This is a genomic window from Pseudomonas algeriensis (assembly GCF_048847255.1).
In the GTDB taxonomy this organism is placed as follows: Bacteria; Pseudomonadota; Gammaproteobacteria; order Pseudomonadales; family Pseudomonadaceae; genus Aquipseudomonas.
Map to the genome: position 1 here is coordinate 105,177 of NZ_JBKKRK010000010.1, position 20,469 is coordinate 125,645.

The following is a 20,469-nucleotide window of genomic DNA, read 5'->3' on the forward strand; positions in this document are numbered from 1 at the left end:
CTCTTGCTCCTGGAAATAATAAAAAGGCCCGCCCACGAATCATCGTGTCGGGCCTTTTTATTATTTAAGAGTCATGGCTGTTAGCCACAGGCGTGGGCGAATCCTAGTCGCGCCCGGAAGCCTGTGTCAATTTCGTGAATCTTCTGAAATCAGGCAAAAAATTTCCGGAAACGGATTCAAGTAAGCATGCGGTCCAAGCGGATGTCGGGTTGGTTGAGACTTCACCATCGTGAGCAAGCCGTTTACATGAGCGGGTAAACAGTCGCTCATAAAAAAAGCGCTGCCCTCGCGGTCAGCGCTTTTTATCAATCCGTTGAATTCTATCCTTGCATCACATCCCACAACGCTTCCAGCTCCGCCTCGCTGAACAGGCCAGCGGGGTAGCGTTCCATGATCATCCGGCGCGGATCAGGTTCCCTGATCTGACGCGTTCCGTTGGATTTCAGCCACTGCGCCACGGCTTGAAGCGACTCACCATTTACAGCCAAAGGATGGCATGTGCGCTCGCTAATCATGTTCATTCCAGCGCCCTCCTGGTTGATGAGCGGCCAATCTATCCGAGGTTTATGACAAAACAACGCAGCTCCACTGCCCCAGAACTGCCGAAATAACGATACAAGAGCTATGCCAATGTCGTCGCGCCCGTAGCCGCCAGGCACAAAAAAGCCCGCGCCCCAATCAGGACGCGGGCTTGCCGGGATGGATCCAAAAACACCGGCATAGGGCCGCTGCGATGAGTGTCACCCGGCTGTTACATCGCCACTCATTTTATGCGCGGCGCCGGCTGCTGTTGGGTAAGGCAATGGATGTTTCCGCCTCCCAGTAACAGTTCCCGACCCGGCACCATGACCACTTCATGCTCCGGAAACAGGCTTTGCAGCAGGTCCTTGGCCGGACCGTCCAGCGGGTCATCGAAACTCGGGGCAATGATGCCGCCGTTGACGATCAGGAAGTTCACGTAGGAACCGGCCAGGCGCACAGTCGGATTGCGCTCCTGGGATCCTTCCACCGCATCAACGCCCGAGCATTCTTCCTCGGTGGCGTACAACGGCCCGGGGATCGGCATTTTATGCACTGTGAACGGGCGCCCCTTGGCGTCGGTGCTGTTTCGCAGCACCTCCATCGCCCCATGGCAGCGGGCATGATTGGGGTCCTGCGGATCGTCGGTCCAGGCGAGCAGCACTTCACCAGGGCGCACGTAGCAGCAAAAGTTATCCACGTGGCCATCGGTTTCATCATTGAACAGGCCGTCCGGCAGCCAGATGATCTTGTCTACCGCCAACTGGGCGCTGAGCACCGCCTCGATGTCCTCGCGGCTCATGTGCGGGTTGCGATTGCGGTTGAGCAGGCATTCTTCGGTGGTGATCAACGTGCCTTCGCCATCGACGTGGATCGAACCGCCTTCGAGTACAAAACCTTCGGTGCGATAGCGCGGGCTGCGCTCGATTTCGAGAATCTTGCCGGCCACTTGTGAATCGCGATTCCACGGCGAGTACAGCCCACCGTCGAACCCGCCCCAGGCGTTGAAATCCCAATCGACGCCGCGAACTTCGCCGTTGTCATTGACGACGAATGTCGGGCCGGTATCCCGGACCCAGGCGTCATCGCTGGACATTTCCACCAAACGAATATTCGGCACATCGAGGCGCGCCCGGGCGTTTTCATACTGGGCAGCGGACACCGCAACGGTCACCGGCTCGAAACGGGCGATGGCCTTGGCGACCGCGACATGGGCAGCCTGCGCCGGCTTGCCGCCCAGGCGCCAGTTGTCCGGGCGCTCGGGCCAGATCATCCAGACCTGAGTCTGAGTCGCCCATTCGGCGGGCATGTGGAAACCGTCCGCGCGCGGAGTGCTGTGCAAAGTTGTCATCAATCAGGACTCCAGTGAGCCGTCGAGGGTTTTGATCGCGCCGTACAGGTTCGGCCGTCGATCACGGAAAGTGCCCCAGGCACTGCGAATGTGTTCCAGCTCGTCAAGGTCGAAGCTATGCACCAGCACGCCTTCTTCGGTTTCGTCCAATTCCTGGACCTTCTCGCCAAACTGATCGGCAATGAACGACGAGCCGTAGAACGTGATGTCGTAGCCATCCTGCTCTTCGTTGCCGATGCGATTGCTGGCCACCAGCGGCATCAGGTTGGCGCCCGCATGACCCTGTTGCACGCGTTGCCAGTGATCGCGCGACGAGATGGTCTTGTCGTGCGGCTCGCTGCCGATAGCGGTCGGATACAGCAGGATCTCCGCGCCTTGCAGCGCCATGCTGCGGGCGCATTCCGGGAACCACTGATCCCAGCAAATGCCTACGCCAATCTTTGCGTAGCGGGTATTCCATACTTTGAAACCGGTGTCGCCAGGATTGAAATAATACTTTTCATGATAGCCAGGACCGTCCGGGATATGGCTCTTGCGGTAGACGCCCAGGTTCCGTCCATCGGCATCAATGATGGCAATACTGTTGAAGCGCGCCCGGCCGGCCAGTTCAAAAAAACTGATAGGCAACACGACCTGCAGCTCCTCGGCAAGTTTCTGGAAGTGCTTGATGGCGATGTTCTCATCGACCGGCGTTGCCAACTGCAGGTAATCCGGGTTCGGCTTCTGGCAGAAGTAGGGCGTCTCGAACAGTTCCTGGAGGAGGATAACCTGCGCGCCTTGGGCAGCGGCCTGGCGAACGAGCTTTTCGGCGGTCTCGATATTGGCTTCAAGATCCCAGGAACAGGCCATTTGAGTAGCGGCTACGGTAACGATACGGCTCATGAATCATCTCCTGGGCGATGGACAGAGCCGCCTTTATAGCCGATAAAAATCGACTTTAAAATAGAATCAGGCCAATTTTCCCTGAAGCTATGCTTATAGAGCCGACAAAAATCGATAAATAACCGTCGGAAAAACTTGCGGGAGCGAGCTTGCTCGCGATAGCGGTAGACCAGTCAAACAATTATCGGCCTGGAACCGTCATCGCGAGCAAGTTCGCTCCCACAGGGGAACAGCGTGGCGTTTCAGATTGGCTACAACCCCTCCTCCAACACCTTCGCCAGCATATCGACGAAGAAATCCACGCTTTGACGCGTGGTGACCATCGGCGGCTTGATCTTGAGAATGTTGAGGTAATCACCGGTCGGCTGCATGAAGATACCCAGCTCGCGCAAACGATCGCACAGCGCCGTTGTTTCTTCAGTGGCCGGTTCGAGGGTGTCGCGGTTGCGGATCAATTCCACTCCCAGGTAAAACCCCGAACCATGCACCGCTCCGACCAGGGGATACCGGTCGATCAACGCCTCCAGGCGGGCCTTGAAATGTCCTCCGACCACCCTGGCGTTTTCCCACAGCTTTTCTTCTTCCATGACATCCAGCACGGCCATGCCGATCTGGCAACTGACCGGACTGCCGCCTGCGGAAGAGAAGAAATACCCCTCGGCTTCCAGCGCCTCAGCGATCTCCCGGCGGGTGATCACTGCCCCCAGCGGCTGGCCGTTGCCCATGCCCTTGGCCATGGTGATGATATCCGGCACCACGCCTTGCTCTTCGAAGCCCCAGAAAAACTCGCCCATGCGCCCGTAGCCAACCTGCACCTCGTCGGCGATGCAGACACCGCCACGCTCGCGCACCATGGCATACACCTGCTTCAGGTAGCCTGGCGGCAATGCGATGCCGCCGGCGTTTCCATACACAGGCTCGCAAATGAAACCGGCGAGCTGGCGTTTCTGCTCGGCGATTTTCGCCAGGTTGTGCTCGACGCTGCGCACGTAGTCTGGCGCACTGTCGACCCCGCGGAATTCACCACGATAAGTGTTCGGCGCTGTCACCGGGTGCACCCAGTCTGGACGGCTGCTGAGGGCCTGGGGATTGTCGGCGATGGAGGTCGAGACCGCGTCCGCCGCCACCGACCATCCGTGATAGGCCTCCAGCACGCTGAGCATGTCGCGCCCGCCGCTGTAGGCCCAGGCCAGGCGGATCGCCAGGTCATTGGCCTCGGTGCCGCTGTTGACCAGAAACACCCGGTCCATGTTCGACGGTGCCAGCGCCAGCAGGCGCTCGGAAAACTCGGCGATCGCCGCATAGTGAAAGCGCGAGTTGGTATTGAGCAGCGACCACTGCCGGGCCGCAACCGCCGCCATGCGCGGATGGCCGTGCCCCAACACAGCGACGTTGTTGAGCATGTCCAGATAGGAGCGGCCCTGCATGTCGATCAGGTGATTGCGCCAGCCGCGCTCGATGCGTGGCGGGTCGACGTAGTAATGTTTTTGCGACCGGGCGAAACTCGCATCGCGACGGGCCAGGAGCGCCTCGGGGTCGATTTCCGGCTCAGCATCGCAAGCCAGACCCAGCAACGCCGCGGGCGAGGGGCAAAGCGCCTGCCAAGCCGGCGCCCTCGACGGCGCACAGAACAGCGGCGGCGCCAGATGTTCACCTCGGCACAGTTGGACCCGCAAAGGGCCAGCCACTTCGCCAAGTGCCTGGCCTTTGGTCAACGAGGCCCCGGAACGCAGCGACGAAGACACGCCCCACACATGCAAGCTCAATTGCGGGCCGTCGAGCCGCAGCAAGCCATTGGCATCCTTGTGCACAACCCCGGCGAAGGGCGACGCCAACGGCGTACCGTGGGGCACATGCAATTCCACGTGCAATGGAAAGGTATCGGGCTCGACGGCGCTGTCCGGACGGGTGCGTGAAAGCCGATATTGCCCGTAGCGGCTGGCCGCCAATCCATGCACCGCAGCCGCTTCGCTCAGCAGGCGCTGGTCGATTCCCGCCTGCTCCCAATTGCCGGCCTCGAAATGCGGGCTCAGGACGCCGAGGTCGATCAGGGCGAAATCTCGCCCGACCAAACTCGGCAACAACGGCGCGAAACCCTCGTTGGCGAAAGGCGGCAGGCTGTGGCCGGCGGCGGTGAGAATCGCCGCCTCCATCAACTCGAGCGGCACTGAATGGGCAACATCGAAGATCTCCCATTCATGTTGGAGATTGTCACGGGAGTATTCATTGCCCGGATCGATAGCCACTTGTTGCTCGCCGCTGAGCACCAGCACCGCGGCGCGAGCGACAATCAACGGCCAAAGCGCCATGAGTTCTTCGCGTTGCAACGGATTGACGCGGTGGTAGGCGCGGATCGCCGGCAGGATGAAAAACGGATCCCCATCGGCGTGATGCAGCAGGGCCGCGCAGGTTACCGACAGATCGGTGATACGCCAGGTGCGGATCAGGTCACCGAAATCGATGACGCCTTGCAGTTGCCATTGGCGCTGGGCGTCCCGCTGCCAGACCACGTTGTCATCGGTGATGTCCATGTGGATCGCTTGCACCGGCAGGCTTTCCTTGAGTGGTTGCAAGCGCCGTTCGGCCTGTTGCGCCGCCTCGGCGATCAATCGGCGTCGTTGTTCATCCTTGATGACGGGCAGCAAATGATCGATCAAGGCCGGCGCATGACGCGCGTCCCACTGCAATGTGCGATCCAGGCCGGGATGATCGAACGCAGCGAGGGCCACGTCCATCTCGGCACACACGCGCCCCAGCCCCGTCACCAGGTCGCGGGAAAGATGCTTGAGCTGGGTCAGGGACTGGCCCTCGATGTACTCCAGCAACCGCACGTGAACGGTTTGCCCGTCGACCTCAAGCGTCAACAGGTCCTCGCCATTGCTGGCCACCATGACCGCAGGCACCTTTACCGCGCCATGCCCGGCCAGCGCCTTGAGCGCGGCATGCTGGGCCTGGAGCTCCTGGACGGCATAGTTGCCGTGGCAAATCTTCAATACGAAACGCCCGCGGTCGCTGTCGACGCGGTAATTGAGATCCTGATGGCTGCCGAGGGGTCGCAGGTCACCGCTGAGTCCGTAATTCGAGCGCAGCAGCACCAACGCCTGTTCGGCGCTGATCTGTGGGCTTGGCAAACTGGCACGGTGAACCAACGTAGCGAGCGGCATACAACGACCCCTGAGTGGTTTTGTTTTGGATGCTTATCTCGCCATTGAGTCGGAGGATTAGCAACCCCCACTTCTTATTAAGTAGTGAGCCTGCTTCCCTTGCCCCGTTCCCAAGGGAGATTCGCTTGCACGCTCCTCGTCATGCCGACAAGCTATGCTCCATCGCTGTATCGTCTTATCGAAAAAAGGCTTAACCGGATGCGCATTCTCATCACCGGCGGTGCCGGCTTCATCGGCTCGGCTCTCATACGGCATTTGATTCTTGATACCGAGCACCAAGTCCTGAACCTCGACAAGCTGACCTACGCTGGCAACCTGGAGTCGCTGAGCAGCATTGATCACGACAGCCGCTACGAATTCGTGCAGGCGGACATCGTCGATCAACCAACGATCAGCGCGGTGCTGGCGCGGTTCAAACCTGACGCAATCATGCACCTGGCCGCCGAATCCCATGTGGACCGCTCCATCGACGGTCCGGCGGACTTCATCCAGACCAACATCGTCGGCACCTATAGCTTGCTCGAAGCAACCCGTGCCTATTGGCAGGCCCTGGCCGAACCGCAGAAACGGGCGTTTCGTTTCCACCATATTTCCACCGACGAAGTGTATGGCGACCTGCACGGCGTCGATGACCTGTTCACCGAAACCACCGCCTACGCCCCCAGCTCGCCTTACTCAGCCAGCAAGGCAGCGTCCGATCACCTGGTCCGGGCCTGGCAGCGCACCTACGGCTTGCCCGTGCTGCTGACCAACTGCTCGAACAACTACGGGCCGTTCCACTTCCCCGAGAAGCTGATCCCGCTGGTCATCCTCAATGCGCTGGCGGGCAAGCCGCTGCCTGTCTATGGCGACGGCCAGCAAGTGCGCGACTGGCTCTACGTCGAAGACCACGCCCGGGCGCTGCTCAAAGTCGTGACGGAAGGTGTAGTCGGCGAGACTTACAACATTGGTGGCCATAATGAGCAGAAGAACATCGATGTCGTGCGCAACATCTGTGCGCTGCTCGAAGAACTCGCGCCCCACAAACCCGAGGGCGTCGAGCGCTATGCGGACCTGATTACCTTCGTCAAGGATCGTCCCGGGCATGACCTGCGCTACGCTATCGACGCCGGCAAGATCGAACGGGAGCTGGGCTGGACCCCTCGGGAAACCTTCGAGACCGGGCTGCGCAAGACCGTGCAGTGGTATCTGGAGAACCTGCTGTGGTGCCGGCGCGTGCAGGATGGCAGCTATCAAGGCGAGCGCCTTGGCTCGCTCGAAAACAAGGATACGATTGCATGATGAAAGGCATTGTTCTGGCCGGCGGTTCCGGCACGCGGCTGCATCCGATCACCCTCGGGGTTTCCAAGCAGTTGTTGCCGGTCTACGACAAGCCGATGATCTATTACCCGATCTCGGTACTGATGCTCGCCGGCATCAAGGAAATCCTGATCATCTCCACCCCGCAGGACCTGCCCCAATATCGAAATCTGCTGGGCGATGGCGCCCAGTTCGGCGTCCATTTCAGCTACGCCGAGCAGCCGACCCCCGACGGTCTGGCCCAGGCTTTCCTGATTGGCGAGCAGTTCATCGGCAATGATCCGGTCTGCCTGATCCTGGGGGACAACATTTTTCATGGCCAACATTTCGGCGAACAATTGCAGACCGCCGTCAACCGCCCACGCGGTGCGACGGTGTTCGGTTATTGGGTCAAGGATCCCGAGCGTTTCGGCGTGATCGACTTCGATCCCGAAGGACGCGCCGTCTCCATCGAAGAAAAACCCGCCGCCCCCAAGTCCAGCTATGCGGTGACCGGCCTGTATTTCTACGACAACGACGTCATACAGATCGCCAAAGCCATCAAGCCGTCCAAACGAGGCGAACTGGAGATTACCGACGTCAACAATGCCTATCTGCAACGAGGTGACTTGCATGTCGAGCGCTTTGGCCGCGGCTTTGCCTGGCTGGACACCGGCACCCATGACAGCCTGCTGGAAGCCTCGCAATACGTTCAGACCATTGAGCATCGCCAAGGCCTGAAGGTCGCATGCCTGGAAGAAATCGCCTATCAACAGGGCTGGGTCAGCCGCGAGCACGTATTGGAGCGTGCCAGTTACTTCGGCAAGACCGGCTACGGCCAATACCTGTTCAAGATTGCCGGAGAAACACGTTGAATGTCATCGCCTCGCGACTGCCGGAAGTCTTGATCCTCGAGCCGAAGGTCTTCGGCGATGATCGCGGCTTCTTCTATGAAAGTTTCAATGCCCAGGCATTCGCCGAAGCCACGGGGCGCACGGTGCAGTTCGTCCAGGACAACCATTCGCGCTCGGCCAAGGGCGTGCTGCGCGGCCTGCATTATCAGATCGAACAAACCCAGGGAAAACTCGTGCGCGTCACCGCCGGCGAGGTACTCGACGTTGCGGTGGACATTCGCCGCAGCTCGCCGACATTCGGCCAGTGGGCCAGCGTACGTCTGTCGGGACAGAACCATCGGCAGCTGTGGATTCCCCCTGGATTTGCCCACGGTTTTGTCGTACTGAGCGACTCGGCGGACTTTCTCTACAAGACCACCGATTACTATGCCCCGTCAGCCGAGCGCTGCATTCGCTGGGACGACCCCGACCTGGCGATTGACTGGGAGTTGCCAGGCGCACCGATCCTGTCGCCCAAGGACCAGGCCGGCAAGGCCCTGCATGAGGCCGATCTGTTCCCATGAGTACTTCCTCGCGAATCTTGATCATCGGCCGGAACGGCCAGGTCTCCCAAGCCCTTCAAAAGCGCCTGGCCGGCATCGGCGAACTGACGGTGCTGGGCAGCAGCCAGCTCGACATGGCCCGACCCGATCACCTGCGCGCGCCTATCGAGGCGGCGCGGCCCGACCTGATCATCAACGCCGCCGCCCATACGGCGGTCGACCAGGCCGAGAGCGAGGCGCAGCGGGCCTTCGCCATCAATGCCATCGCACCGGGCGTGCTCGCCCAGGCGGCGCTCGAACTGGGCGTGCCGCTGATTCACTACTCCACCGATTATGTCTTCGACGGTCGCAAGCACACCCCCTACACCGAGGACGACGCGCCCAACCCGCTGAGTGTCTACGGTCGCAGCAAGCTGGCGGGCGAAGAGGCCATCCGCCAGGCGGGCGGAGAGCATCTGATCCTGCGCACCAGTTGGGTGTATTCCAACGCGGGACGCAATTTCCTGTTGACCATGCAGCGTCTGCTGCAGGAAAAGCCCCATCTGCGCGTCGTCTCGGACCAGATCGGCGCACCGACCTGGGCGGGGACAATCGCCGAGAGCACCGCGAAGCTGATCGAGCGCTGGCAAGCTGGGCAACGCGGCGCCTGGGGCACCTATCACCTGACAGCCCAGGGCCAGACATCCTGGTTCGGATTCGCCCAAGCCATCGGTGAACACCTGGTCGAGCAGCACAAACCCTGCGCCGTGCTTGAAGCCATCGCATCGAGCGAATACCCGACCCCGGCGCCGCGTCCGTTGAACTCGCGCCTGGACTGCACCCGGCTGGCCAGGGAGTGGGGCGTGAGCCAACCAGACTGGCGAAGCGCGTTACAGCAGTGCCTTGCCGGGCAAGCCTAGGCATAATGCGCCTGTAACCCCAGGCGCAGACTTCCATGACCTCCACCCTCCCCCGCAGACCTCGTTGGCGCAGCCTGGCGTTGCTCGCGCTGTGCCTGGCACCGTTGCTGTGGCCGCTTGAGCATCTGGCCGAGCGTTACTACCGCAGCGAACTGGCCGGGCAGAACAGACAGACACTCGACCTCTACGTCGCCAACCTGCTGGGGACGTTGCACCGCTACGAAGTACTGCCCCAGATACTCGGCGAGCTGCCGGCCCTGCGCGCGGCCTTGTCGACGCCGGACGATGGCGTCACCCAGGGCAATGCCAACCGGTTATTGAAAAACATCAGCGCCCAGACCGGCGCCGAGGTCATGTACCTGATGGACGCCACGGGCAAGACCCTGGCGGCGTCTAATTGGGATAAGCACGACAGCTTCGTCGGTCGCAATTTCGCCTTTCGCCCTTATTACATCGAGGCCATGGCCGGGCGCCTGGGACGTTTTTTCGGCCTGGGCACCACATCGGGCAAACGCGGTTATTTCTTCGCTGCCGCCGTGCATGATCGCGAAAAAGTCATCGGCGTGTTGGTGGTCAAGGTGGACCTGGACCACACCGAAAGCCTATGGGGCAAAACGCCCGAACAGCTCTTGGTGACCGACCACAACGGCGTGGTCATTCTCACCTCGCGCCAGGAATGGCGTTTCCGCTCGACGCGGCCCCTGAGCGATCCGGAAAGCAAGGCGATCAGCGCGATACAACCCTACCCTACCCGTGACCCCAAGCCGCTCAACCTGGACCCCAATGCCTGGCTGACCCAGACCCAGGCCATCGAAGAAACCGGCTGGAATGTGAGCATCCTGGCCCCGCGCACCCTGATTGACCGCCCGGTGCGCACGGTGGTCGTCATCGGCGGCGCGGCATTGCTGGTCTTGATGCTGTTGCTCGGGTTGATGATGCAGCGCAGGCGCCACTACCTGGAAAGAATCGCCTTCGAGGCCAAGGCCCGTCATGAATTGGAGGGCCGCGTCGCGGAACGCACCAGCGACCTGGAGGGCCTCAACCGTCGTCTCAAGCAAGAGGTGCTGGAACGCGAGCACGCCCAGCAGGAATTGGTCCGTGCCCAGGATGATTTGGTGCAGGCCGGCAAGTTGTCGGCGCTCGGCACCATGTCGGCCAGCATCAGCCATGAACTCAACCAACCGTTGGCGGCGATCAGAAGTTATGCCGAAAACGCAGAAATACTGCTCGATCACCAACGCACCGACGACGCCCGTGGCAACCTCAAGCTGATCAACGAACTGACCGGGCGCATGGCGTCGATCATCGCTCACCTGCGCGCCTTCGCGCGCCGCGACCGCCACGCCCCGGAAAGCGTCGCGCTGCAACCGGCGCTGGACGATGCCCTTGCCTTGCTCGCCAAACGTCGGCGCAGCATGGAAGTGGAGTTGATCCGTGACCTGCCCGCCGCCACCTTGTGGGTCGAGGCCGGTGAAACACGCCTGCGCCAGGTGCTGGGCAACCTGCTGGCCAATGCCCTGGATGCCCTGACTGAAAAAGGTCCGCCGCGTAGACTCTGGCTCAGTGCCCAGGCGACCGAAACCGGCGTCAACCTGTACATCCGCGATAACGGCCCGGGTTTCTGCATGGAAGCCCTCGGCCGCGCCGGCGAGCCGTTCTATACCACCAAGACTCGCACCCAGGGCCTTGGCCTGGGGCTGGCAATCTGCGACACCCTGATGCGCGCCTTCGGCGGCGAATTGTTGTTCGCCAACCACAAGGAAGGCGGCGCCCTGATTACCCTGAAGCTGCGGGCGGGTGCGCCCGGGGTGAGCCTGCAACCGTCCGAGGACCGTAGTGTATGACCATCGAAAACCAGATTGAGGTGGTGCTGATCGACGACGATCCCCACCTGCGTCAGGCCCTGAGCCAGACCCTCGACCTGGCTGGGCTGAAAATCCTGCCACTGGGCGAGGCCAACGGCCTGGCCGGGCAACTGCCGAGGGATTGGCCAGGCGTGGTGGTCAGCGATATCCGCATGCCCGGCATGGACGGCCTGGAACTGCTGGGCCAACTGCACGCCCAGGACCCGGACCTGCCAGTGCTGCTGATTACCGGCCATGGCGATGTACCGCTGGCCGTGCAGGCAATGCGCGCCGGGGCCTACGACTTTCTCGAAAAACCTTTTGCCAGCGATCATCTGCTCGACAGTGTGCGTCGGGCCCTGGCTTTGCGGCGCCTGGTCCTGGATAACCGCAGCCTGCGCCTGGCCCTCAGCGATCGCCATGAGCTCAGCGCCCGGCTTGTAGGACAATCGTCGCCCATGTTGCGCCTGCGCGAGCAGATCGGTGCCTTGGCAGCGACGCGCGCCGACGTGTTGATCCTGGGTGAAACCGGCGCCGGCAAGGAAGTGGTCGCCCGCGCGCTGCACGATCTCTCGAGTCGACGCAACGGGCCGTTCGTGGCGATCAACGCCGGCGCTTTGGCCGAGTCAGTGGTTGAAAGCGAACTGTTCGGCCACGAACCCGGCGCCTTCACCGGCGCGCAGAAGCGCCGTATCGGCAAATTCGAATTCGCCAATGGCGGCACGTTGTTTCTCGATGAAATCGAAAGCATGAGCCTGGACGTGCAGGTCAAGTTGCTTCGCCTGCTGCAAGAGCGGGTGGTGGAACGACTGGGTGGCAATCAGCAGATCCCCCTGGACATCCGTATCGTCGCCGCCACCAAGGAAGACCTGCGCCAGGCCGCCGATCAAGGCCGCTTTCGCGCCGACTTGTATTACCGGCTGAATGTCGCGCCGCTGCGCATACCGCCGTTGCGCGAGCGCGGTGAGGACGTGCTGATGCTGTTCCAGCATTTTGCCGATGAGGCCAGCGCCCGTCATGGCCTGCCGCCCCACGAACTGCTACCGGCCCACCGGGCGCTGTTGTTGCGCCATGACTGGCCGGGCAACGTACGCGAATTGCAGAACGCCGCCGAGCGTTTCGCCCTGGGCCTGGAGCTGGCCCTGGATAACAGCGCGCCGGAAGGCCAGCCAGGCGCCCCGGTGCAAACCGTCAGCGGCGGTTTGAGCGAGCAGGTGGAGAACTTCGAAAAAACGCTCATTGCCGCCGAGCTGGCACGGCCTCACAGTTCAGTGCGCAGCCTTGCCGAAGCGTTGGGTATTCCACGCAAAACCCTGCACGACAAGCTGCGCAAGCATGGACTGGCCTTCGGCGACAATAGCCCAGGCCAGGCCGACGATTCCGATTGAGTCCTGCCACCCACCGTTAGAAGAGGGCCCGCATGAACCGCGACAGCCATTATCTGGAAACGATCCTGCACCGGGACATCCCATTGACCCGGGACATGGGCCTGAAGGTGCTCCAATGGCAGGCCCGCCAGCTGCGTCTGTTCCTGCCGCTCGAGGCCAACGTCAACCACAAGAGCACCATGTTCGGGGGGAGCCTGTATTGCGGCGCGGTGCTGGGTGGCTGGGGCTGGTTGCACCTGGCCTTGCGCGAGGAGGGAGTCGAAGACGGACACATCGTGATCCAGGAAGGGCAGATCAGCTATCCGCTGCCCGTGACTCGAGACGCAACCGTCATTTGCGACGCGCCCGATGAAAAGACCTGGCAACGTTTCGTGGCAACTTATAAGCGCTACGGGCGGGCGCGGCTGGCATTACAAACGCGGGTGTTGAACGTCGAAAGCGAGAATGTGGCGGTGCAATTCGAAGGGCAATACGTTTTGCACCGCTGATCATCGTTAATTCACGTGGCGAGGGAGCTTGCTCTCACAAAAGCATCCGGCCAGAAATCAGCCTTGGTTCAAGAGCGGGCAAGCTCCAACAGCTTCCCACGCCACGCCGCTTTCGCCGGCAGCGCCAGGAACGAAGCATTCAACAGCGACTCGCGCGGTGGATAGCGGAACGGTTCGCCGCTCAGGTCCAGCACCTCGCCGCCCGCTCCTTCGAGTACGCCCTGGGCGGCGGCGGTGTCCCACTGAGACGTTGGCGCCAAACGGGGGTAACAATCGGCGGCGCCTTCAGCCAACAGGCAGAATTTCAGCGAACTGCCGATGTTGGTCAGTTGCAAGGCGCCGAGGCTCTCACTCAAGCCGGCCAACAGGCGCTCCTGCTCCGCACTGGTGTGGCGCCGGCTGGCGACCACGGTAAAAGCGTCTCCAGGCGCCAGCGCGTTACGCACCGTGATCGGCGAAGGCTCGACGCCTTTCTCGCCACGCCAGGCCCCCAGCCCCACGCCACCGACGTAGAAACGGCCATTGGTGGGCATCGAGACCACGCCGAACACCACCCGACCGTCTTCGATCAAGGCGATATTGACAGTGAACTCCTCACTCCCCGAAATGAATTCCTTAGTTCCATCCAGCGGGTCCACCAGCCACCAGCGTTTCCAGGTAGCGCGGACGCTTTGCGCGATATCGGCGTCCTCCTCGGAGAGGATCGGAATATCCGGCGCCAGCGCGGTCAATCCAGCGACGATGACATCGTGGGCGGCCATGTCCGCGGCGGTCACCGGCGATTCATCCGCCTTGTGCGCAACTTCCACATCGGCGCGCCAGAACGGCAGGATTGCCGCGCCGGCCCGAAGCGCCAGTTCGATCACCGGGACCATCAGCGGGTGAGGAAAATTCATGGCAGGTAGGCTCCACGCTGGGTCAGCAGGTCGCGGGCCAGATACAACGCCGCCAGCGCCCGTCCCTCGGTGAATTGGGGATTTTGTGCAAGGGCCGAAAGCTCGCCCAGGTTGACCTTGTCCACTCGCATCGGCTCGGGTTCGTCGCCCTCCAGCCGCTCTTCATACAGGTCGGTCGCCAGCACCACTTGGATCTTCTGGCTCATGTAGCCAGGCGACAACGACAGCTCCGTCAGGTGTTCCAGCTGACGCGCGCCAAAACCGGCCTCTTCCTTGAGCTCGCGCTCGGCCGCCGCCAGCACGTCTTCGCCCGGCTCGACCAAACCCTTGGGCAATGACCACTCATAAGCGTCGGTACCGCCACAATACTCTTCCACCAGCACGGCATGGTCGGCATCGAGCATCGCGACAATCATCACCGCGCCGTAGCCAGGGCTCTTGGCCGCCAATCGCTCGTAAGTGCGCTCCACACCATTGGAAAAACGCAGCTTCATTTCTTCCACGCAAAACAGGCGGCTGGTGGCGACGATCCGTCGGTCGAGTATGGTGGGTTTCTGGCGCATAAACGGCTCCCTGGGCGATAGCGGGCTACTATACCCGGCCTATTCTGATTGTTTGTGTCGGATATCCGATTACCGCTGGAGAAGTTTTTATGGCCTCGTTGCCTTGGCACGCGATCGACACGGTCCTGCTGGACATGGACGGCACCCTGCTGGACCTGCATTACGACAACCATTTCTGGCTGGAACACCTGCCTCAGCGCTACGCCGAACTGCATGGCGTCAGCCGCGCGATGGCCGAGATGGAGCTGCAACCGCTGTTCGAGCGCAACGCCGGCCAGCTGCAGTGGTACTGCCTGGATTTCTGGAGCGCGGAGTTGAAGCTGCCGGTGCGCGAATTGAAACTGGAAACCGCCCACCTGATCGCCCTGCGCCCGGATGCCGATACGTTCCTGGCAGCGATCCAAAGGGCCGGCAAACGCGTCGTGATGATCACTAACGCCCATCGAGACTCGCTGTCGCTGAAGCTGGAGCGTATCGAGCTCGCCCCGTATTTCGAGCGTTTGATCAGCTCTCACGATTACGGTTACCCCAAGGAGAACCCGCAGTTCTGGGATGCCTTGCAAGCCGACCTGGACTTCGACCCCGCTCGCAGCCTGTTCATTGACGATACCTTGCCAGTCTTGCGCAGCGCCCGTGATTTTGGCATCGAGCATCTGCTGGCGGTCAGCGAACCGGACAGCCGCAAGGGGCCGAAGGATACCGGGGAATTCGAAGCGGTCGGGGATTATCGGGATTTGATTGCCGGGCTTTGAACCGCGCTGCCTTCATCGCGAGCAAGCTCGCTCCCACAATGGTTTCGCCGCGAACCAAAGCCTCTGTGGGAGCGAGCCTGCTCGCGATGAAGGCGCCGCAAATGCGGCAGTCTATTCCGGAATACGCAGCACCTGCCCCGGATAGATTTTGTCTGGGTGCGAAAGCATCGGCTTGTTGGCTTCAAAGATCTTGTTGTACTTGTTGGCGTCACCGTACTCGGCCTTGGATATGGCGCTGAGCGTGTCACCCTTCTTCACGGTTACGAAACGTGCGGCCTGGGCTACCGGCCCAGTCACGGTGATCTGATCGTCAACACTTCCGACACCTTGGATATTGCCCACAGCCAGCAGGACCTTTTCTTTTTCCTCCTGGCTCGAGACTTCACCGGTCACGATGACTTTGTCACCTTCAACGGTCGCTTGGATATTGGGATTGCCCAGCCCGACTTTTCTGATGTGCTCCTTCAATTGCTCACCGGCATTGGCATTACCGGGGGTCAGGAGATCGATAAGTTTCTCACCCGCCTCCTTCACAAAACTAAAAAGACTCATGGCGCTTGCTCCTTGGAATTGAATGTCCAGACGCAAGCCTAGACCAAGCCCACCGAACCCGCCTTCCAACCGACCAATGACCCCAACACGCCCAAAGCGCTAGAATCCCAATCTTCCCGCGCCAAGGAGTGAAGATGGACATCAAGCAGCTGAAATTTCTCATCGCGCTCGACGAAACCCGCCACTTCGGCCAGGCTGCCGCCCGTTGTCACATCACCCAACCCACCCTGTCGATGCGTTTGCGCAGCCTGGAAGAAGAGCTGGGCCTTCCGTTGGTCAACCGCGGCCAGCGTTTCGAGGGTTTTACCGCGCCAGGCGAACGGGTGCTGGCTTGGGCGCGCACAGTGCTGGCGGCCTACGACGGGCTTCAGGCCGAAGCGGCGGCCTGCCGTGGCAACCTGGTGGGTACGCTGCGCCTGGGCGTGGTGCCGCTGTCGGATTTCGACCCGCTGTCGATGATGCAACGCCTGCACACCGAGCACCCGAGCCTGCGCTTCGAATTATCGTCCTTGAGTTCGGAGCGCATCCTCGAACAATTGGCGAACAACCGCATCGACCTGGGCATTTCCTACATGGAACGCCTGGATAACGAGCGCTTCGAATCCTTGCCCTTCAGCCACACCCGCATGGGCCTGCTGTACGACCAGCGGTTTTTCTTTTTTGGCGAAGAACCGCTGAGATGGGAATCACTGGTTGAACTGCCCCTGGGCATGCTCACCAGCGGCATGCATTTTCGCCAATCCATCGATCACGCGTTCCATAGCCGAGGCCTTGCACCTCAACCGTTGCTGCAAACCGACGCCGTGCATCAATTGCTGCAAGCGGTGCATGGCGGATTGTGCTGCGCGGTGGTCCCATTGGACAGCGGACTGAACGTCATGACCGAGGACTTGCGCATCCAGCCCATCGAAAACGCCCAAACCCTTGTTCCGCTTGGGCTGATCATGCGGCGCGGGGCTCCGCGCTCGGCGTTGGCGGAGGCTTGTTTCGCCCTTTACCAGAAATCAATAACCTTTCCTTGATCGACGTCATCTATTGAAAGATCAGTAATAGCGATTAGACGTGGCAGATTGCCGCATTTAGTCTTAGCACTATTCCTACTTTCAGTGATGCCCATGAACGACAAGCCTCAGGCCTGTCCAGTGCCTGACGTGGAACCTTCCACGCCAGCCGCCAGCCAGAGCTATCGCTACTGCAACCTGGAGCACTTCGAATCGGCCAGCGCCGCACTGGCCGAGGAAGTGGCGTTGGCCATTGCCTATAACGGCATCAGCCAAGCGGTGATGCTGGTCACGCCAACCGATCTCGAGGATTTTATCGTCGGGTTCAGCCTGGGCAGCGGCATCATCGAGGATCCAGCGGACATTTACGACTTGCAACTGAGCGGCGCCGGTTCCGCCCAATATGCCCAGGTCACCATCGCCAATCGCGCCTTCTGGAATCTCAAGGAGCAACGTCGCCAAATGGCCGGCACCAGTGGCTGCGGACTCTGTGGCGTGGAAGCCGTGGAACAGGCGCTGCCCGACCTCAAGTCGCTGCCCGGGGCACCCTTGCCACCAGCGCAATGGCTTGATGGCCTGCGTCAACGCATCAGCCAGTTCCAGCCCCTGGGCCAGCACTGTGGCGCCGTCCATGCGGCATTGTTCATGAACGCCAACGGCGAGTTGCTGATGGGCCGCGAAGACATTGGCCGGCACAACGCTCTCGATAAATTGATCGGCGCGTTGATCCGTCAGCAAATCCCGGTGGCTGGTGGCGTGGCAATCGTCACCAGCCGTTGCAGCCTCGAATTGATCCAGAAAGTACTGCGCGCCGGCATCCAGACGTTGGTCAGCCTGTCGTCGCCCACGGGCCTTGCCGTGCAATGGGCCCGCCAACACAACCTCAACCTCATCCACCTGCCGCAAAAAAGTGCGCCGCGGGTCTACAGCCCTGCGATGGAGAAACAAGCGTGAGCAATTATCAACAAGCCAACCAGAAACCCGCACCGCGCTACAAACCCTACAAGGGCCCAGCCGGTGGTTGGGGCGCGCTGATCAGCGTTGCCCAGGCCTGGCTGACCAGCGATAACGCGCTGAAAAACATCCGCATGATGCTCAAGACCAACCAGAACGGCGGCTTCGATTGCCCTGGCTGCGCCTGGGGTGATTCGCCGGAAAGCGGCATGGTCAAGTTCTGTGAGAACGGCGCCAAGGCGGTGAACTGGGAAGCGACCAAACGTCGCGTCGACGCCGCTTTTTTTGCCAAGCACAGCGTCACGTCATTGCTCGAGCAGAGTGACTACTGGCTTGAATACCAGGGGCGCCTGACGGAGCCGATGAAATACGACGCGCAAACCGACCGCTACAAGCCCATCAGCTGGGATGCGGCATTTGCATTGATCGGCAAGCATCTGCAGGGACTGTCCAACCCGAACGAGGCCGAGTTCTACACCTCGGGCCGGGCCAGCAACGAGGCAGCCTATCTGTATCAATTGTTCGTGCGCGCGTACGGCACCAACAATTTCCCCGATTGTTCGAACATGTGCCATGAGGCCAGCGGTGTAGCCCTGTCCCAGAGTGTGGGTGTCGGCAAAGGCACGGTGACATTTGACGACTTCGAGCATGCCGACGCGATCTTCGTCTGGGGCCAGAACCCCGGCACCAACCACCCACGGATGCTCGAACCGCTGCGCGAAGCCGTGAAGCGCGGCGCCCAGGTCGTATGCATCAACCCGCTGAAAGAGCGTGGCCTGGAGCGCTTCCAGCATCCGCAACACCCGCTGGAAATGCTTACCAACGGTGATAAACCCACCAATACCGCGTATTTCCGTCCAGCCCTGGGCGGAGACATGGCCGTGCTGCGCGGCATGGCGAAGTTCCTGCTGCAATGGGAGCGTGAAGCACAGAACAGCGGCGGCCCCGCAGTATTCGACCATGGGTTTCTCAACGAACACAGCGTCGATGTCCTGGAATACCTGGCGGTCGTCGACGACACCCCATGGGAACAAATCGCCGAACAATCAGGCCTGACCCTGGCCGAGATCGAGCAGGCCGCGCGCATGTACGCCAAAGCCAGCAACGTGATCATGTGCTGGGCGATGGGCATTACCCAGCACCGCCATTCCGTCGCGACCATCCAGGAAATCGCCAACCTGATGATGCTGCGTGGCAACATCGGCAAGCCAGGCGCGGGGCTTTGCCCGGTGCGAGGGCACAGTAATGTGCAGGGCGACCGGACCATGGGCATCAACGAGCGTCCGCCCGTTGCGTTCCTCGACGCGCTGGAGCGGCGTTTCCAGTTCAAGGTGCCGCGTGAAAACGGCCATAACGTAGTCGAGGCGATCCACGCCATGGCCGAGGGCCGGGCCAAGGTATTCATCGCCTTGGGCGGCAATTTCGCCCAGGCTACTCCCGATAGCCACCGCACCTTCCAGGCCCTGCGCAATTGTGACCTGACCGTACAGATCAGCACCAAGCTCAACCGCAGTCATCTGGCCCACGGGAAAGATGCGTTGATCCTGCCGTGCCTCGGTCGCACCGACATCGATCTGCAAGCCGAAGGCTCCCAGGCCGTGACCGTGGAAGACTCGTTCAGCATGGTCCACGCCTCCAATGGCCAATTGCAGCCGTTGTCGAACCAGATGCGTTCGGAGCCGTGGATCATCGCCGGCATCGCTGCCGCCACGCTGGGCAGCCGTCCGGTGGATTGGAACTGGCTCGTGGCCGATTACAGCCGCATCCGCGACCTGATCGCCGAGACCATCCCCGGCTTCAAGGACTTCAACCAGAAACTCAAGAATCCCGGTGGCTTCTATCTGGGCAACAGTGCCGGTGCCCGTCGCTGGAACACACCGTCAGGCCGCGCCAACTTCAAGCCCAACCGATTGCCGACCGACCTGCTCCACGAGCGGACCCGAGCCACAGGGCAATTGCCGGACCTGATCCTGCAGTCCATGCGCTCCCACGACCAGTACAACACCACCATCTACGGCCTCGATGATCGCTATCGCGGTGTGAAAGGCCAGCGTGACGTACTGTTCGTCAACGAAGCGGACATCATCCGACTGGGCTTCAAACCCGGGCAAAAGGCCGACATCGTTTCCCTGTGGGACGACGGACGCGAGCGGCGGGTCAAAGGGTTTACCTTGCTGGCCTTCGACATCCCGGCCGGACAGGCCGCCGCCTACTACCCGGAAGTGAACCCGCTGGTGCCCTTGGAAAGTACCGGTGACGGCAGCCACACCCCGACCTCGAAGTTCGTGGCGATCCGTCTGGAAGCGGCGAGCGAGAACGGGCTGATCATGGCCAAGTCGGCTTGAGTCAATCCTGGCGTTGAACTGGCCTTGCCGGGCACTTTCAGACGCCCATGAAAAAGGCCGTTTTCCAATGAAAACGGCCTGTCTGAAGTAGCTAAAGACCGGCAAAATCTACTTAAGTTCCGCTATGAAAACAGTAACTTAGCGAATTGTGCACAAGTCGTGTTACTCGTCGGATTTCGATTGTAACCAAGCGAAGC

18 protein-coding genes are annotated in these 20,469 nt (G+C 61.1%); 11 read left to right on the plus strand and 7 right to left on the minus strand.

The window, feature by feature from the left end; all coding sequences use genetic code 11:
• Positions 1 to 320: 320 nt before the first annotated feature.
• The 4 genes from ACLK1G_RS16660 to ACLK1G_RS16675 all read right to left on the minus strand — a co-directional run bounded on the left by ACLK1G_RS16660 (position 321) and on the right by ACLK1G_RS16675 (position 5,916).
• The gene (locus ACLK1G_RS16660; RefSeq protein ID WP_420766407.1) at positions 321 to 521 is read right to left on the minus strand and encodes a hypothetical protein; all 201 of its coding nucleotides are present in this window, start codon (positions 519 to 521) and stop codon (positions 321 to 323) included.
• A 242-nt stretch (positions 522 to 763) separates the two neighbouring features.
• Entirely contained in the window at positions 764 to 1,870 is a 1,107-nt protein-coding gene (gene aguA, locus ACLK1G_RS16665) for an agmatine deiminase (protein ID WP_420766408.1), read from the minus strand.
• A gap of 3 nt (positions 1,871 to 1,873) precedes the next feature.
• The gene (gene aguB, locus ACLK1G_RS16670; RefSeq protein WP_420766409.1) at positions 1,874 to 2,752 is read right to left on the minus strand and encodes an N-carbamoylputrescine amidase; all 879 of its coding nucleotides are present in this window, start codon (positions 2,750 to 2,752) and stop codon (positions 1,874 to 1,876) included.
• A gap of 251 nt (positions 2,753 to 3,003) precedes the next feature.
• Positions 3,004 to 5,916: an aminotransferase gene (locus tag ACLK1G_RS16675; protein ID WP_420766410.1), complete on the minus strand. Its 2,913-nt coding sequence runs from the start codon at positions 5,914 to 5,916 to the stop codon at positions 3,004 to 3,006.
• 198 nt (positions 5,917 to 6,114) lie between these two features.
• On the opposite strand from ACLK1G_RS16675, the gene rfbB reads away from it, so the two are divergent.
• Genes rfbB through ACLK1G_RS16710 form a run of 7 tightly spaced genes read left to right on the plus strand, consistent with a single transcriptional unit; the run spans position 6,115 to position 13,209 of the window.
• The gene (gene rfbB, locus ACLK1G_RS16680; protein ID WP_420766411.1) at positions 6,115 to 7,197 is read left to right on the plus strand and encodes a dTDP-glucose 4,6-dehydratase; all 1,083 of its coding nucleotides are present in this window, start codon (positions 6,115 to 6,117) and stop codon (positions 7,195 to 7,197) included.
• Positions 7,194 to 8,069, plus strand: coding sequence for a glucose-1-phosphate thymidylyltransferase RfbA (rfbA, locus tag ACLK1G_RS16685; RefSeq protein WP_420766412.1), 876 nt, complete (start codon positions 7,194 to 7,196; stop codon positions 8,067 to 8,069). The genes rfbB and rfbA overlap by 4 nt, the downstream gene beginning before the upstream one ends.
• The gene (gene rfbC / locus ACLK1G_RS16690) at positions 8,066 to 8,611 is read left to right on the plus strand and encodes a dTDP-4-dehydrorhamnose 3,5-epimerase (protein ID WP_420766413.1); all 546 of its coding nucleotides are present in this window, start codon (positions 8,066 to 8,068) and stop codon (positions 8,609 to 8,611) included. The genes rfbA and rfbC overlap by 4 nt, the downstream gene beginning before the upstream one ends.
• Positions 8,608 to 9,489 (plus strand): dTDP-4-dehydrorhamnose reductase, encoded by an 882-nt coding sequence (gene rfbD, locus ACLK1G_RS16695; RefSeq protein WP_420766414.1) that lies wholly within the window; start codon positions 8,608 to 8,610, stop codon positions 9,487 to 9,489. The genes rfbC and rfbD overlap by 4 nt, the downstream gene beginning before the upstream one ends.
• A gap of 35 nt (positions 9,490 to 9,524) precedes the next feature.
• Positions 9,525 to 11,333 (plus strand): sensor histidine kinase, encoded by a 1,809-nt coding sequence (locus ACLK1G_RS16700; protein ID WP_420766415.1) that lies wholly within the window; start codon positions 9,525 to 9,527, stop codon positions 11,331 to 11,333.
• Positions 11,330 to 12,721, plus strand: a complete 1,392-nt coding sequence (locus tag ACLK1G_RS16705; RefSeq protein ID WP_420766416.1) for a sigma-54-dependent transcriptional regulator — start codon at positions 11,330 to 11,332, stop codon at positions 12,719 to 12,721. The genes ACLK1G_RS16700 and ACLK1G_RS16705 overlap by 4 nt, the downstream gene beginning before the upstream one ends.
• Before the next feature lie 32 nt (positions 12,722 to 12,753).
• Entirely contained in the window at positions 12,754 to 13,209 is a 456-nt protein-coding gene (locus tag ACLK1G_RS16710; RefSeq protein WP_420766417.1) for a thioesterase domain-containing protein, read from the plus strand.
• A gap of 68 nt (positions 13,210 to 13,277) precedes the next feature.
• On the opposite strand, the gene cysQ is transcribed toward ACLK1G_RS16710, so the two are convergent.
• Together cysQ and nudE are read right to left on the minus strand one after the other, a co-directional pair.
• The gene (gene cysQ / locus ACLK1G_RS16715; protein WP_420766418.1) at positions 13,278 to 14,105 is read right to left on the minus strand and encodes a 3'(2'),5'-bisphosphate nucleotidase CysQ; all 828 of its coding nucleotides are present in this window, start codon (positions 14,103 to 14,105) and stop codon (positions 13,278 to 13,280) included.
• Positions 14,102 to 14,668, minus strand: a complete 567-nt coding sequence (gene nudE / locus ACLK1G_RS16720; protein WP_420766419.1) for an ADP compounds hydrolase NudE — start codon at positions 14,666 to 14,668, stop codon at positions 14,102 to 14,104. Before nudE ends, cysQ begins: the two co-directional genes overlap by 4 nt.
• An 89-nt stretch (positions 14,669 to 14,757) precedes the next feature.
• Here nudE and yrfG point away from each other — a divergent pair, with 89 nt between their 5' ends.
• Positions 14,758 to 15,420 (plus strand): GMP/IMP nucleotidase, encoded by a 663-nt coding sequence (gene yrfG, locus ACLK1G_RS16725; RefSeq protein WP_420766420.1) that lies wholly within the window; start codon positions 14,758 to 14,760, stop codon positions 15,418 to 15,420.
• A gap of 111 nt (positions 15,421 to 15,531) precedes the next feature.
• Here yrfG and lysM read toward each other — a convergent pair whose 3' ends face one another.
• Positions 15,532 to 15,972 carry a peptidoglycan-binding protein LysM gene (lysM, locus tag ACLK1G_RS16730; RefSeq protein ID WP_420766421.1) on the minus strand — a complete coding sequence of 147 codons (441 nt, stop codon included), beginning with the start codon at positions 15,970 to 15,972 and terminating at the stop codon, positions 15,532 to 15,534.
• A gap of 134 nt (positions 15,973 to 16,106) precedes the next feature.
• On the opposite strand from lysM, the gene ACLK1G_RS16735 reads away from it, so the two are divergent.
• The 3 genes from ACLK1G_RS16735 (at position 16,107) to ACLK1G_RS16745 (ending at position 20,272) form a co-directional block, all read left to right on the plus strand.
• On the plus strand, positions 16,107 to 16,994 hold the full coding sequence (locus tag ACLK1G_RS16735; RefSeq protein ID WP_420766422.1) for a LysR family transcriptional regulator: 888 nt from the start codon (positions 16,107 to 16,109) through the stop codon (positions 16,992 to 16,994).
• A 93-nt stretch (positions 16,995 to 17,087) separates the two neighbouring features.
• Positions 17,088 to 17,927: a formate dehydrogenase accessory sulfurtransferase FdhD gene (gene fdhD, locus ACLK1G_RS16740; protein WP_420766423.1), complete on the plus strand. Its 840-nt coding sequence runs from the start codon at positions 17,088 to 17,090 to the stop codon at positions 17,925 to 17,927.
• On the plus strand, positions 17,924 to 20,272 hold the full coding sequence (locus ACLK1G_RS16745; protein ID WP_420766424.1) for an FdhF/YdeP family oxidoreductase: 2,349 nt from the start codon (positions 17,924 to 17,926) through the stop codon (positions 20,270 to 20,272). The genes fdhD and ACLK1G_RS16745 overlap by 4 nt, the downstream gene beginning before the upstream one ends.
• The last annotated feature ends 197 nt before the right edge of the window (positions 20,273 to 20,469 follow it).

Coding starts and splice junctions, on each gene's coding strand:
- ACLK1G_RS16660 (WP_420766407.1), bottom strand. CDS start 521: ATGAACATGATTAGCGAGCGCACATGCCATCCTTTGGCTGTAAATGGT.
- aguA (WP_420766408.1), bottom strand. CDS start 1,870: ATGACAACTTTGCACAGCACTCCGCGCGCGGACGGTTTCCACATGCCC.
- aguB (WP_420766409.1), bottom strand. CDS start 2,752: ATGAGCCGTATCGTTACCGTAGCCGCTACTCAAATGGCCTGTTCCTGG.
- ACLK1G_RS16675 (WP_420766410.1), bottom strand. CDS start 5,916: ATGCCGCTCGCTACGTTGGTTCACCGTGCCAGTTTGCCAAGCCCACAG.
- rfbB (WP_420766411.1), top strand. CDS start 6,115: ATGCGCATTCTCATCACCGGCGGTGCCGGCTTCATCGGCTCGGCTCTC.
- rfbA (WP_420766412.1), top strand. CDS start 7,194: ATGATGAAAGGCATTGTTCTGGCCGGCGGTTCCGGCACGCGGCTGCAT.
- rfbD (WP_420766414.1), top strand. CDS start 8,608: ATGAGTACTTCCTCGCGAATCTTGATCATCGGCCGGAACGGCCAGGTC.
- ACLK1G_RS16700 (WP_420766415.1), top strand. CDS start 9,525: ATGACCTCCACCCTCCCCCGCAGACCTCGTTGGCGCAGCCTGGCGTTG.
- ACLK1G_RS16705 (WP_420766416.1), top strand. CDS start 11,330: ATGACCATCGAAAACCAGATTGAGGTGGTGCTGATCGACGACGATCCC.
- ACLK1G_RS16710 (WP_420766417.1), top strand. CDS start 12,754: ATGAACCGCGACAGCCATTATCTGGAAACGATCCTGCACCGGGACATC.
- cysQ (WP_420766418.1), bottom strand. CDS start 14,105: ATGAATTTTCCTCACCCGCTGATGGTCCCGGTGATCGAACTGGCGCTT.
- nudE (WP_420766419.1), bottom strand. CDS start 14,668: ATGCGCCAGAAACCCACCATACTCGACCGACGGATCGTCGCCACCAGC.
- yrfG (WP_420766420.1), top strand. CDS start 14,758: ATGGCCTCGTTGCCTTGGCACGCGATCGACACGGTCCTGCTGGACATG.
- lysM (WP_420766421.1), bottom strand. CDS start 15,972: ATGAGTCTTTTTAGTTTTGTGAAGGAGGCGGGTGAGAAACTTATCGAT.
- ACLK1G_RS16735 (WP_420766422.1), top strand. CDS start 16,107: ATGGACATCAAGCAGCTGAAATTTCTCATCGCGCTCGACGAAACCCGC.
- fdhD (WP_420766423.1), top strand. CDS start 17,088: ATGAACGACAAGCCTCAGGCCTGTCCAGTGCCTGACGTGGAACCTTCC.